Origin of the sequence: Nostoc sp. KVJ20, assembly GCF_001712795.1 — a bacterium.
Lineage (GTDB): Bacteria > Cyanobacteriota > Cyanobacteriia > Cyanobacteriales > Nostocaceae > Nostoc.
The window spans coordinates 1-13,529 of record NZ_KV757731.1; the positions used below are offsets into that span (position 1 = coordinate 1).

The following is a 13,529-nucleotide window of genomic DNA, read 5'->3' on the forward strand; positions in this document are numbered from 1 at the left end:
CTCAATTGATGACACGCCCTAGCATTTCAGATAAAACAAGCAACTCCTCTGATGCATCCTGTATTTCTAGAAAGGCTTGTTATCAAACAGAATTCAGGAGTCAGGAGCCAGAATTCAGAATTGAATTCTGTGCGACTGGTGGATAGCGCAGCGTTAGCGAGTCCGCGAGCGTCTGAATAAACGGGTTTAAAACCCCATCATCTGCACGGTGTCTACAATTGGTTGGGGTCTGAATCCCCATCCAATTGATTCTGATTCCTGAATTCTGACTTCTGAATTCTTCTTCAAGGCAGCCCTCGCATGAGTTACATCTTCGCCTGTAGCCCCTCACCGCAACGAGATGTAACTCACTCAGACGATAAACACTATAATTATTTGGCTAGTGTTAGCTTGTCTAAATATTAGTATAGCTAATAATATATGAAATCAAGTATTGTTTTGAGATTTTTAAAATATAAATTATTTTTTAAGTATTCTAAATCTATCGATAAATAGAGCTATATTAAAAAGTTTTCTTGAAATTTGAAAAGTATACACTATTTGAACTACGAGCTTTAGCCGTAGTCCTGGTTAGATTGACAGTGGCGATCGCTATAAACCAATTTACAAGAGAAGGCAGTTCAAGCTTGCCTAAAGATGTATCAAAACTTTAGTTTTAGGTCTAACCGGAAAAATTATTCAGTGTCTGCCAAATTTAGCAATCAATTCCTCCCGTGACAATTGCATGAGCAATGGAGTAAATTCTTCAGGGAGTAATGCTAATACTGATTCAATAATTGCTTGAAGTTCTTTATCTAATGAACCAAAACGAACTTGTAATAAGTTTTCGACTACAAGACGTTTACCTTCTTGTTTGGCTTTTTCACGGTTTACTTTCTTTAGAAAAAGCGACATCATCATTGTATGAATAATATCACTTAAAAACCCACAAAGTCAACAGCCTACACCTCATCCCATAGCGCACTGACTAATTCAGCATCGGATTCTTGGCACGGTCTTATATCCATCTACATCTAAATCAAATGACTTGCCTTTACGCATTGTTTGTGAAATACTACTCTTAAACTACGCTAAATCGATATATTTTAAGTAGTATTGTACAAAAATTACCATAAAACATCGCGTCCTGAAAGCAATTACAGGCTAATTCTAAGATGACAAACACAGAAATTCGCACCGCTCAAGTTAAAGTCCCTAACGGAGATTTGCAAATTGATGCTTACTTAGCTGAACCAGTCCAAAAGGGAACCTTCCCAGCTGTGATCGTGATTCAGGAAATTTTTGGGGTTAACATTCACATTCGGGAAGTTGCTGAGAAATTTGCTAAAGACGGGTATGTAGCGATCGCACCGACTTTATTTCAACGCACCGCCCCTGGTTTTGAGGGTGGATACACTCCTGAAGATGTGCAGCAAGGGAGAGGTTATAAGGAGCAAACAACAGCCGATGAAATACTGAGTGATATTAAAGCTGCGATCGCTTATTTAAGAAGTCTACCAAATGTGCAAGGAGATGCGATCGGTTCCATTGGTTTCTGCTTTGGTGGTCACGTTGTTTACCTAGCTGCCACTTTACCAGACATTAAAGTTACAGCTTCCTTCTATGGTGGCGGTATTCCTAACTCAACTCCCGGCGGTGGAGAACCAACCATCACCCGCACTTCAGAGATTAAAGGCCCCATCTACGCCTTCTTTGGTCTTGATGATCAGGGAATCCCCTTAGAACATACAGAACAAATTGAGGCTGAATTGAAGAAAAATCAGATTACTCATGCAATCTTTCGTTATCCCGGTGCAGGACATGGCTTTTTCTGCAATCATCGCGCCAGCTACAATGCCGAAGCTGCTGCCGATGCTTGGAAAAACGTTCAAGAACTGTTCCAAAAGAACCTTCAGCTTCAAAAAGTCTAAATCTTTAGGTTAGGAGCAATACAACACTAGAGGCGCACACTTGTGCGCCTCTACGACTAGTCAAAAGCAAATAAAAAACAAAGTATCACGTCCATGATTACCGCCTTCAAACAGCCACGATTTAAGATTTTCCAACATTTTTCACTATTACTTTTACCTGGATTATTAACAATCTCAACAACCTTAATCAGTTGCTCAGTCCAAACCCCAAATTCAGAAAATCCAACCAATGGTTTGAAAACCAAAGTTGTCCGAATGGGATATCAAAGTTCTGGGGATATTGTCAGACTTAAAGAATTGATAGAAAAACGTTTAAAGCCTTTAGGTGTTTCTGTGGAATGGGCGCAATTTGCCGCCGGGCCACAACTGATGGAAGCGATGAATGTGGGTAGAGTTGATATTGGCTCTGTAGGCGAGACTCCCCCGATATTTGCCCAAGCTGCTGGTACATCTTTAGTTTATGTTGCTAGTAATAAGCCCAGTACTGGTAAAGGAAGCGGAATTATCGTCCAAAATAATTCACCGATTCGGACTTTAGCCCAACTCAAAGGTAAAAAAGTAGTTTTTCAAAAGGGTTCTGCTTCCCATTACTTATTAATAAAAGCTTTAGAAGAGGCTGGTTTGAAATATAGTGATATTCAAGCCATTAGCCTCCCTCCTTCAGAAGCCCGTGATGCTTTTATTCAAGGGAAAATAGATGCCTGGGTAACTTGGGACCCTTATTTAGCTGTAGCACAAAAAAAGGCCAATGCTCGTGTTTTGCGAGATGCTAGTGGCATTTCTACTCAGGGCGGATATTATATGGCTGCGCGAAAATTTGCCACAGAAAATCCGAAATTAGTGCGATTAGTTCTTGAGGAGATAGATAACACAGGGCAATGGGGTGAGAAAAACCGATCGGAAGTTGTAAAACTGACTATTCCTCATCTCAAAATTGATGAAGATATTTTAACAACAATGATTGAAAGGCGAACTTACGGTTTAAGACCAATTACGCCAGAAATCATGCAAAATCAACAGAAAATTGCAGATTTATTTGCCAAAGAAAAAGTGATTCCTAAATCTATCAATATTAAGGAAGCGATGCTGACTAGCGAACAATATGCAGCTATAACACCGGAAACAATTAGCCATAAATAGCGCCAGGAGATAGGAAAATGGAAGTTTTTTGGTATTTGCCTACACAGGGAGATGAGCGTTATTTAGGTACTACAATCGGTAGGCGACCAGCCACTTATCCCTATATGCAGCAAATCGCCCAAGCGTTGGCTACGCCCGCCGCAGGCATCGCATTACCACAGCAAGTTGCAAGTGCATTTAGTGAATTTGTTACCAAAACAGATTTACTCAAACCCCAGCCAGTGTAAGCAATTCAAAATTAAAAAAACTAGCGTGTATAACTCATAACACCTTAGTACAACATTGTATAAATTCGGCAAAACTCTGCGTTCCTCTGCACTTACTTTGCGTGCCTCTGCGTTTAAAAACACTTCTTACCAAACAGAAAAAAGCATGACTACAAAAAAACCTCAACTTAGACTAGGTGCATTTTTGCCCAGCACTGGCCATCACGTAGCATCATGGCGACACCCTGAAGCGGAAGTTGACGCTGGTTTGAACTTTCAGCATTATAAAAGGCTGGCACAAACGGCGGAACGCGGCAAATTTGACATGATCTTTTTTGCAGACGGCGTGGCTGTGCGCGATGCCTACGGCGGGCTACGCCAACGCAATCAAAGCGCCGACCTTTTAAGCCGAAATGGGAAACTCGTCCACTTTGAACCTCTTACCCTGTTGTCGGCTCTGTCTGTAGTAACGGAAAACATTGGTTTGACAGCAACAGTATCCACTACCTACAACGAGCCTTATCACCTCGCCCGCAAGTTTGCATCACTAGATTATCTCAGCGGCGGTCGTGCCGGTTGGAATCTCGTGACTTCCGCGACTGAAGCTGAAGCGTTAAACTTCAATCGGGAAAAACACATGGAGCATACCCTACGTTATGAGCGTGCCAAAGAGTTTGTGGATGTTGTCACGAAACTTTGGGATAGTTGGGAGGACGATGCCTTCTTACATGATAAAAAATCGGGTATTTACTTCGATCCAAATAAACTGCACGTTCCCAACCACAAAGGCGAACATTTTTCAGTACGCGGCCCGCTAAATGTGGCCCGTCCCATCCAGGGTTATCCGGTGATCATTCAAGCTGGGTCTTCCGAGGATGGTAAGAATCTGGCTGCACAAACGGCGGAGGTAATTTTCACTGCCCAGCAGACCTTGGCAGAAGCTCAGGCTTTTTATCAAGATGTGAAGGGAAGACTAGCTCAATACGGACGCTCACCTGACCATCTCAAGATCATGCCTGGTGTATTTCCAGTCATCGGCAAAACTGAGCAAGAAGCTAAAGATAGATTCGATCAGATTCAAGAGTTGATCGATCCGGTGGTCGGCTTAAATTTGCTTGGTTCAATGATTGGTGGATTTGACCTATCCGGCTATCCATTGGACGGGCCGTTGCCGGAGCTACCAGAGACTAACGGGGGTAAAAGCCGTCAGCAACTTCTGATTGACCTAGCTAAGAGAGAAAATTTAACGATTCGACAACTATATTTGTCGATAGCTGGAGCGCGTGGGCATCGTCAGATTTTAGGCACACCAGAACAAATTGCCGATCAACTAGAAGATTGGTTTGTCAATGGCGGGGCAGATGGCTTTAATATTATGCCGCCCTGGTTGCCCGGAGGATTAGATGAGTTTGTAGACTTGGTAATTCCTGAATTGCAACGTCGCGGTCTGTTCCGTACAGAGTATGAAGCACGAACCCTCCGGGAAAATCTTGGTTTACCTCGTCCAGTAAATCAGTTTAGCAAAACTGCGGCTGTTGCTGAAGCTGCGATCGCCTAACTTCATTAGACATCTCCAAAAAAGATGTGGAGACGTAGCAGTGCTACGTCTCTACAAGGTTTCTAGACAAGGCATATTTAATTTCTGGAGATGTCTCAACTGGCTGTAGAAACGTCACAACATTATTAAGTATCCCAACAAAAGAGAGCAAACAGTATGATCAAATATGTAAATCTTGGCAAAACTGGACTCAAAGTATCGCGTGTCACCCTCGGCACCATGACTTATGGTTCGCGTAAATTGCACGAATGGGTATTAGAAGAAGAAGAAAGTCGTCCATTTATCAAACTGGCTTTGGAATTGGGGATTAATTTCTTTGATACCGCCGATGTCTATTCCTTGGGTGCTAGTGAAGAAATTGTCGGACGAGCGCTAAAAGACTTTGCCAAACGGGATCAAGTTGTGATTGCTACTAAAGTACATGGCAAAGTCGGCGATGGCCCAAATGATCGAGGACTATCTCGCAAACATATTTTTGACAGCATTGATGCTTCTTTGCGGCGGCTACAGACTGATTATGTAGACTTGTACCAAATTCACCGTTGGGACTATGAAACACCAATTGAAGAAACCCTAGAAGCACTGCATGATATTGTCAAAGCAGGTAAAGTCCGTTACTTAGGAATTTCTAGTGTTTACGCATGGCAGTTTGCTAAAGCCCTTTATACAGCAGACATTCACGGCTGGACTCGTTTTGTATCAATTCAAAATCACTACAACCTAGTTTATCGGGAAGAAGAACGAGAAGTGATACCCTTAGCCCTAGATCAAGGGATTGGTATTATTCCTTGGAGTCCCTTGGCGCGGGGCTTTTTAGCAGGAAATCGCAGTAAGTCAGACCATGGCCAAACACTGCGGGCAAAAACTGACGAATTTGCTCACAATCTCTACTATCAAGATTCAGATTTTCAAGTAGTCGATCGCGTAGTTGAATTAGCCGGAAAACGAGGTGTGAAACCCACACAAATTGCCCTAGCTTGGCTATTGCATCAACCAGGTGTGACATCTCCCATAATTGGCGCTAGTAAGATAGAACATCTTAAAGAGGCTGTTGAGGCAGTGGATTTAGAGCTTTCTGATCAAGAGCGCAAATTCTTAGAAGAACCTTACACACCCCATCCTATACTAGGGCATCAGCACCCATCTGGAAATCGCCCATAGAGTAATCTTGCACCAGGCGGCTGGAAGTCATGGTTGCACAGGCAAAACCCGCTTACGCGGGTTAAAAGCCTTGATTTTACCTCTTTTTGCCTAAACGCCACCACGTAAACTTTGTGTGGCGGACTATTAGGGGCTGGGCGATCGCTATCTGCAACTATGGTGTATGCAGATATAGTATCTTGTCTTTACAAAAAGCTACGCAAAGCGCGTCTACTAGACATCTCCGAAAACGTTCAAAGCCTTTTTATGACTAGGCTATAGTCCGTAAGTAAATGCAATCATCCTAAATTAGGTAGTCTCCTGCCCCCTGCCTCCTGCCTCCTGCCTTCGTTAAGTTTCATTCAATCTTGCATTATCCTGTCTTGCCCTGTTCAAAATTCTAAGTTGTTGAGTTGGATCTTTGTCAGTCCCTCCCATTTTGCCATGATGCCAACCCATGTTACGGGTGTAACTACCCAGCAAGTTTTGGGTAATTAACTGTTCTGTATCAACCTCATCATCCAGTTCGGCGTAAGGCGACACATAAAGCGCATCAACAGGGCAATACAACTCGCACAAAAAACAAGTCTGACAATCTGATTTACGAGCAATTACAGCTATTCCATCGTCTCCAGAATCAAAGACATCGCGCGGACAAACTTTTACGCAGATATCACAGCCGATACAGCGATCGCTATCAACAATTTCAATCATTACGCTACCTCTTGCAACTGATTTTCTGCGGCGACAACCACAACATCATCGATACCACTGGTAAATATTCTTCTTGTTTGTTGCACGTCAGTTTTTGTAAAATCCGTGCGTCGGTGCATTCCTCTACTTTCTTTACGTGCATCCGCACTCGCCCAGATCCAGCGAGCTGTGGCCGCCATCGCCGCAGCTTCCCGTGCGCGTAGAGCATTGCGACCTTCACCTACTAGATAATCTCGAATATCTGTCCATACTGCATCCAAACGTTGACGTGATAGCGCTATCCTCGCTCCAGAACGAAAGAAATTAACATCAAGCGGCAAGGTTTCAGCCTGAACAGCACTAATCGCTTCCGATATTAGCTCATTCTCTAGCGGCTGTTTACGGGGACGCAAACCTGCTTGACCTAAACCACGAACCAAGCGTGTCCCGGCTTTGTCGCCTAAAGAGGCAGCAAAAAGTGCTGCTGCGCGACCACTCCAAGTCCCACTAGCGATCGCCCAGGATGCATTAGGGCTTCCCCCTCCTGAAACTGCCCCTGTCAGATTTTCCCGAGAGGCTGCATCACCGGCGGCATAAAGTCCCGGCACTTTTGTAGCGCAATCATTGTTGATAATTTCCAGTCCACCTACGCCGCGAACAGTTCCTTCTGAACGTAGTGTCACTGGGAAGGGTTGCTGGAATGGATCTAAACCAATCCTCTCAAATGGGAGAAAGCAGTTAGGTTGACCCTGGCGCAACCATTCATGTTCCATAGGGTTGCCGCGATTCATCAAGGCATACACTTTTTCACCCGCAAGCAACTGGCGTGCAATACGTACAGCTCGGTCTTCCCCAGTTTCCGGTAAGGGAGAGCCATCCTCCAAATAAAAACTGGCGAAGGTAAAGGTCAATCCCTTGGTCACGGAAGTATGAGCAGGTGACAAGCCATATTGTGAGGAAAATTCCATTCCAGATAGCCTGACTCCTGCCTCTGCTGCCATGAGATAACCATCACCGGTATTACCATCGCAACCTAGTGCATGAGACAGAAAAGCGCATCCGCCAGTCGCCAGCACAACGGCACCTGCTCTGACTTCCCAGCGATTCCCAGTGCGGGGATGAATACCTGCTGCACCTGCGATCGCACCATCGGCCCAAAGTAGTTCGAGTGCGGGATGATGATCAAGAATGCGTACACCAGCTGCGATCGCTCTTTGGCGCATGAAGCGCATATAATCTGGCCCGCGCAAGTTAGCACGGTAGGGATTGCCCTGCTCATCAAAAGGAAAAGGATAGCCGTTATCCCCTAAATCATCTAAACCTATTTGTGCCTGCTCAATCACACGCTGCAACCAACGGCGATCGGCAAGTCCTGATGAGCGAGACAGCCGACGCTCAATTTCTGCATCACGTTCTGCGCCTTTGGGAAGATACCATGCGCCAGTATTGGATGGAGCTGTTGCCCCTGATGTACCGCAATACCCCTTATCCGCTAGGATGACACGGACACCTTGCTTTGCTGCTGAAAGTGCTGCCCAAGTACCAGCCGGCCCGCCACCCAGAACTAAGACATCAGTGGTAATTACACTCTGTGCCGCCGAGACTTGAAAAGTTTTTGTATTCATAATTATCGCTTTATAAATTTATCGAAACAGAATTCAAGAGTCAGGAGCCAGAATGGGCTAAACGCCCCGCTACCGCTAACAGAATGAATTTTGAACTTCATAGTGGATGAATCCAGGGTTTAAGACCCCCACTAAATCAAAGATTTAGTGGTCTTTAATCAGTGGGGGATTCAGACCCGCCACTGATTCATTCTGACCGGAGCTTTCGGAGTCTCCGGCTCCGCTCCTGAATTCTGACTTCTGAATTCTTCTTTAACAGTCAATTAGTATCCTGCTTTCTTATTGACTACATTCCGTAAAGGCTTATTGCCTCGGTAACGCTCTAAGTTATCAAGGAACAAGTCTGTAATGCGTCCTTTTAATGCTGGGGAAATTGCGGAAGTATGGGGTGTAATAAACAAGTTAGGTAATAACCATAGAGGACTTTCTGGCGGTAAGGGTTCAATAGAAACTGTGTCTAATCCTGCACCTGCAATCCAGCCTTCAGTGAGAGCCTTAGTTAAGGCTGATTCATCCACAACTGCACCTCGACCGACATTAATTAAATAAGCATGACTGGGTAGCGATCGCAGTACTGTTTCATCAATTAAGGCTTTGGTTTCTGGTGTTAGAGGTGTCGCCACAATTATATAGTCAACTTCTGGTAACAATGCGTGCCATTCATTTGTGCCGACGATTTTATCAAAATTTGTTAGAGGTTGTGGATGACGACGACCGCCCCAAACTCTCGCCCCAAATGGTTTAATCCGAGCTGCGATCGCTTGACCTATGTTTCCAGTCCCAAGAATTAACACAGTTGAATTTGCTAACTCTGGTAGTACTAACCAGCTTTTTTCCCATTTGCGTTGATCGTGATCTGCTTGCAATTGCCGTAACTGTTTGGCGTGATAGAGAATCAAACTTAAGACAAATTCCGAAATCGGAATCGCATGAACCCCCGCGCCATTAGTCAGAATAATATCGTGTTCGAGAAAAATCGGTGTCAAAATGTGATTTACACCAGCACTAGGAGTTTGTTGCCAACGTATTCCAGGAGCAGCCGCCAGCACCTTATGTAGAGTGGTTGGCTTCAATTTAAACCCATTGAGATAAACTTCAGCATCACTAGGATCGCTATCAAAATTACCATCACTATCTACCCGCACAAATTTTGTATCCGATGGTAGGTGTGGCTCAATCTCGGTAGTAAGTTCTATCGGTAAAATTAGTTTGACCACGGGTTAATCCTTCACGCTAAATAGTCAATGGGCATGGAGAAATACAAGCAATATATCAAAGGAAGCGATCGCCATTGAAAGTATAATACTATAAATCGATAAATTTACCGTATTATATAATTAATCAACAAAGTTGTTTCTATCCTACAATGCTGGATTGCTCATGCTAGCTCACTATTTACATCTAAAAATCAATGAAAGCCTAGATTGTTAGCTTTGCTAAGTTTTTTAAAAAAGGCTAAAAGTTTCCGTTTCTTAATCCTAGTTATCTTCAATTGGCAACTTACTGAGTATCGATAAGGAAATTCATTAAAATGACGCAGAAACTTGCCCAAACACAATACCCTGTTCATGACTTGATCCAGAGTCGTTGGAGTCCTAGAGCTTTTGCCGATCGCTCAGTTGAGCAGGATAAACTACTCTCATTGCTAGAAGCAGCTCGTTGGGCACCTTCTTCCTACAATCATCAGCCTTGGAGCTTTATTGTTGCCACCAAAGATGACTCAACGGAATACAATCGTCTACTTAGTACCTTGGTGGAGTTTAATCAAGGATGGGCGAAAAATGCTCCGGTACTGATACTTGCAGTCGCTAAAATCCTTACTGACGACGGGAAAACAAACAGACATGCATTTCATGATGTCGGGCTGGCTTTAGAAAACCTGATCCTTCAGGCGACAAGTCTTGGTTTATTTGCCCATCAAATAGCGGGATTTAATGCAGATACCGCGAGAGAAATATACCAAATTCCAGAAGACTATGAGCCTGCAACTGTAGTGACAGTTGGTTATCCTGGCGATCCCCAAAGCCTCCCTGATGGACTACGCGATCGCGAACTGGCTCCCCGTGTCCGCAAGCCGTTGAAAGAATTTGTCTTTACTGGACAGTGGGGACATACCTCAGCCTTATTGAAAGACTAAAGATCGAGGCTGAAGTATGTAGAGCAGAACCGCGTGTGAGTGCTACAGAGATCCAAACCGTGGGTAGTAAAGGTTACGACTGCGATAGCGAAGCGCAGATCGCGCTCGTGACTAGCGACTCTTGAGTTGCAAAAGCGATCGCCCGTTACATCGGCTGTCTTTCCCATGCTTAAAAACTTGTATTCACTAAATAACCCATTTAAGATGAGCAGATCGAAGCAATTAAAACTAGGTGCATTCATGCGCCCAGTCAGCATACATACTGGCGCTTGGCGCTATCCTGGGGCTTTGCCTGACGCTAATTTCAACTTCCCAGCGCTGAAACAATTTATTCAAAAACTAGAACAAGGCAAATTTGACGCATTCTTCATGGCCGATCACTTAGCGGTGCTGAATATGCCAGTCAACGCGCTCAAACGCAGCCATACGGTCACTTCTTTCGAGCCTTTTACCCTGCTTTCTGCTCTTGCCAGCGTCACCGAACACATTGGGCTGGTAGCTACCGCTTCCACGACTTATGACCAGCCTTACCACATCGCTCGCCGCTTTGCGTCTCTCGATCATATCAGTGGCGGTCGCGCTGGCTGGAACATCGTCACCACAGCCAATCCAGACGCAGCCCTCAACTTTGGATTAGAAGAAGAGGTAGAGCATGATGAACGCTATCGGCGGGCTAGAGAATTTTATGATGTTGTCACAGGTCTTTGGGATTCCTTTGCTGATGATGCGTTTATTCGGGATGTGGAAGCAGGGATTTATTTCGACCCTGCAAAGCTTCACGTTCTGAATCATCAGGGAAAATATCTCTCGGTGCGAGGGCCATTGAACATTGCCAGACCTGTCCAAGGCTGGCCGGTAATCGTCCAGGCAGGCGCATCCGAAGCCGGACGGCAATTAGCTGCCGAAACCGCCGAGGCTGTGTTTGCACCTGCTAGTAATCTGGAGGCTGGCAAAGCTTTATTTGCGGACATTAAGGGACGAGCGCAGGCAATCGGACGTGACCCAGACAGCATAAAAATCCTTCCAGGTGCTTTAGTCATCGTGGGGGAAACCGTCGCCGAGGCACAGGCCAAGCGTGTTTATTTGGATAGCCTAGTACATTATGACAGTGGAATCGCCAGCCTCAATAGTGCTATTGGCTACGACGTTTCGGGTTTTGACCCGGATGGCCCCTTGCCAGAAATCCCACCGAATAACGGTGGTCACTCTTCACGAGAAAGAGTAATCGCCTTAGCGCAACGTGAGAGCCTGACGATTCGTCAGCTGGCGCAACGTATCGGTAGTTATGGTGGGCTGGCTTTCGTCGGTACACCCCAAACGATCGCCGATGAGATGGAGCAATGGCTGACCGAGGAAGGGTCTGATGGCTTCAATGTTATGTTCCCTTTTCTTCCTGAAGGGCTGAATGATTTTGTAGACAAGGTTGTGCCAGAACTCCAACGACGTGGGATTTTCCGCCAGGAGTACGAAGGCAAGACACTGCGCGAAAATCTGGGACTTGCTCGCCCTACTAACCGCTTCTTCCAGCCCACAACCGCATCTGTAAGCTAAATGTAGCTATTCCAAAAATATTCAGAGAGAAAAACCATGACCCACATTGAAGAAAAAGCTTTAGATTCCACCTTTGAGTTCTCTGCTTCTGTCACAGCCAACTCTCCCGAACTGCAAACCCTGTTGGATTTTATCGCGCTGGGGGCAACCGAGCGCGATCGCGATCGCATCCTGCCTTTTGATGTCATCGACCTAATTAGGCGATCGCGCTTAGGTGCATTACGCATCCCCGTTGCTGAAGGTGGTGGTGGTAGTTCAGCGCGGGAACTGTTAGAGGTGGTGATTCGTTTGGGAGATGCCGATCCGAACGTCGCTCACATTGTGCGGAATCATTTCTCCGTGACCGAGCGAATTTTGCGCGCTCCCCGCAGTGAGAGAAACCGCCGTTGGCTCAAGGCGGTCGTTGATGGAGCGATTATCGGACTCGCTACCACCGAACTGGAAGTTAAGCGATCTGGTGGCGGTGCGGTGGTAAATACAAAATTGACACCCGATAACGGCGGCTATCGTCTCAATGGTAGAAAGTATTACAGCACTGGTAGTATTTATGCAGACTTGGTATTTGTACGCGTGTTAACACCCGATGACGCTACAGCATTCATACTCATTCCTACCAAGCGTGAGGGAATTGATCTGATAGACGACTGGGACGGTTTTGGGCAAAGGTTGACGGGTACGGGAACGACTACGTTTGCTAATGTTCGGGTCGAGGCAGATGAAGTAATTCTTGATACAGATACAGATAAAGATAACCTACCCTACAACATTGTGCCGCAATTGTTTCTGACTGCAATTAACGCTGGGATTATTCGCAGCGTCTTGCGCGATGCAACAAACCTCGTCCGTAAAAGACCTAGAACCTTCTACCATGCCGTAAGTGAGCAAGCAGCAGATGACCCGCTATTGCAGCAGACCGTTGGTCAGATTGCCGCCAATGCCTTTGCCGCCGAAGCGATCGTGCTGGCCGCCGCTGATGCTCTCGATCGCCTCTCTGCTGCCCAAACCCAGGGTGAAGAATCGGAAACAGCAGCAGCGCTAGCAGCTTCTTTAAGTGCAGCCAAAGCCAAATTGATTGTCGATGACTTGGCACTACGTTCTGCTACCCTACTATTTGAAGTTGGTGGAGCTTCAACGACCAAGCAAAGCTACAACTACGATCGTCATTGGCGAAACGCCCGGACTTTGGCATCACATAACCCCAGTCACTTCAAAGCCCGTGCAATCGGAGACTACGAAATTAATGGCACGCCTCTGCCGACAAGAGGATTTTTCTAAGGTTTTGTATAGGGTATGGAGAAGATGAGGAGATGGGGCAGAAAACTCCCCACACTTCCAATACTGCTTGGGTTTTGTATTCTTAACTCGGAATTGGGTTTGGGGAAAAGGTTAAAGGTTTTTCCTTTACTTTTCCCCAAAACCCGACAAGTATTGCCCACATTCCCTGCCCCTCTGCTTCTTAATCCTACGCAGACTTAGCTAACTGAAGCCTTGACTTAAGCCATTTCTTTATGAAGCTGCATAGAATTCGATCCCCCCTAGCCCCCCTTATAAAGCTACGGTGTACACACA

The 13,529-nt window shown here is 45.5% G+C and carries 13 protein-coding genes; 8 read left to right on the forward strand and 5 right to left on the reverse strand.

Annotated features, from left to right (window positions below):
• Nucleotides 1–678: 678 nt before the first annotated feature.
• Entirely contained in the window at nt 679–900 is a 222-nt protein-coding gene (locus A4S05_RS32915; protein ID WP_069073973.1) for a hypothetical protein, read from the reverse strand.
• A gap of 254 nt (nt 901–1,154) precedes the next feature.
• On the opposite strand from A4S05_RS32915, the gene A4S05_RS32920 reads away from it, so the two are divergent.
• The 5 genes from A4S05_RS32920 (at nt 1,155) to A4S05_RS32940 (ending at nt 5,975) form a co-directional block, all read left to right on the forward strand.
• A complete protein-coding gene (locus tag A4S05_RS32920; RefSeq protein WP_069073974.1) occupies nt 1,155–1,910 on the forward strand; it encodes a dienelactone hydrolase family protein in 756 nt (251 codons plus the stop codon).
• A gap of 93 nt (nt 1,911–2,003) precedes the next feature.
• Nucleotides 2,004–3,050, forward strand: coding sequence for a sulfonate ABC transporter substrate-binding protein (locus A4S05_RS32925; protein WP_069073975.1), 1,047 nt, complete (start codon nt 2,004–2,006; stop codon nt 3,048–3,050).
• Between the two features lie 17 nt (nt 3,051–3,067).
• The gene (locus A4S05_RS32930; RefSeq protein ID WP_069073976.1) at nt 3,068–3,277 is read left to right on the forward strand and encodes a hypothetical protein; all 210 of its coding nucleotides are present in this window, start codon (nt 3,068–3,070) and stop codon (nt 3,275–3,277) included.
• A gap of 145 nt (nt 3,278–3,422) precedes the next feature.
• Nucleotides 3,423–4,814 (forward strand): LLM class flavin-dependent oxidoreductase, encoded by a 1,392-nt coding sequence (locus A4S05_RS32935; protein ID WP_069073977.1) that lies wholly within the window; start codon nt 3,423–3,425, stop codon nt 4,812–4,814.
• A 156-nt stretch (nt 4,815–4,970) separates the two neighbouring features.
• Nucleotides 4,971–5,975 carry an aldo/keto reductase gene (locus A4S05_RS32940; RefSeq protein ID WP_084227355.1) on the forward strand — a complete coding sequence of 335 codons (1,005 nt, stop codon included), beginning with the start codon at nt 4,971–4,973 and terminating at the stop codon, nt 5,973–5,975.
• A 330-nt stretch (nt 5,976–6,305) separates the two neighbouring features.
• Here A4S05_RS32940 and A4S05_RS32945 read toward each other — a convergent pair whose 3' ends face one another.
• From A4S05_RS32945 to A4S05_RS32955, 3 genes are all read right to left on the reverse strand, one after another.
• A complete protein-coding gene (locus tag A4S05_RS32945; protein ID WP_069073978.1) occupies nt 6,306–6,668 on the reverse strand; it encodes a 4Fe-4S dicluster domain-containing protein in 363 nt (120 codons plus the stop codon).
• The gene (locus tag A4S05_RS32950; protein WP_069073979.1) at nt 6,668–8,272 is read right to left on the reverse strand and encodes an FAD-dependent oxidoreductase; all 1,605 of its coding nucleotides are present in this window, start codon (nt 8,270–8,272) and stop codon (nt 6,668–6,670) included. Before A4S05_RS32950 ends, A4S05_RS32945 begins: the two co-directional genes overlap by 1 nt.
• Before the next feature lie 263 nt (nt 8,273–8,535).
• Nucleotides 8,536–9,489 (reverse strand): D-2-hydroxyacid dehydrogenase, encoded by a 954-nt coding sequence (locus A4S05_RS32955; protein ID WP_069073980.1) that lies wholly within the window; start codon nt 9,487–9,489, stop codon nt 8,536–8,538.
• Nucleotides 9,490–9,803: 314 nt separating this feature from the next.
• Between A4S05_RS32955 and A4S05_RS32960 the strand changes: the two genes are divergently transcribed.
• Nucleotides 9,804–10,409, forward strand: coding sequence for a nitroreductase family protein (locus tag A4S05_RS32960; protein ID WP_069073981.1), 606 nt, complete (start codon nt 9,804–9,806; stop codon nt 10,407–10,409).
• Here A4S05_RS32960 and A4S05_RS42280 read toward each other — a convergent pair.
• A complete protein-coding gene (locus A4S05_RS42280) occupies nt 10,406–10,576 on the reverse strand; it encodes a hypothetical protein (protein WP_176727179.1) in 171 nt (56 codons plus the stop codon). The genes A4S05_RS32960 and A4S05_RS42280 overlap by 4 nt on opposite strands.
• A gap of 37 nt (nt 10,577–10,613) precedes the next feature.
• Here A4S05_RS42280 and A4S05_RS32965 point away from each other — a divergent pair, with 37 nt between their 5' ends.
• Complete coding sequence (locus A4S05_RS32965; RefSeq protein WP_069073984.1) at nt 10,614–11,960, forward strand: LLM class flavin-dependent oxidoreductase; 1,347 nt, start codon at nt 10,614–10,616, stop codon at nt 11,958–11,960.
• A gap of 36 nt (nt 11,961–11,996) precedes the next feature.
• Entirely contained in the window at nt 11,997–13,235 is a 1,239-nt protein-coding gene (locus A4S05_RS32970) for an acyl-CoA dehydrogenase family protein (protein WP_069073982.1), read from the forward strand.
• Nucleotides 13,236–13,529 lie beyond the last annotated feature (294 nt).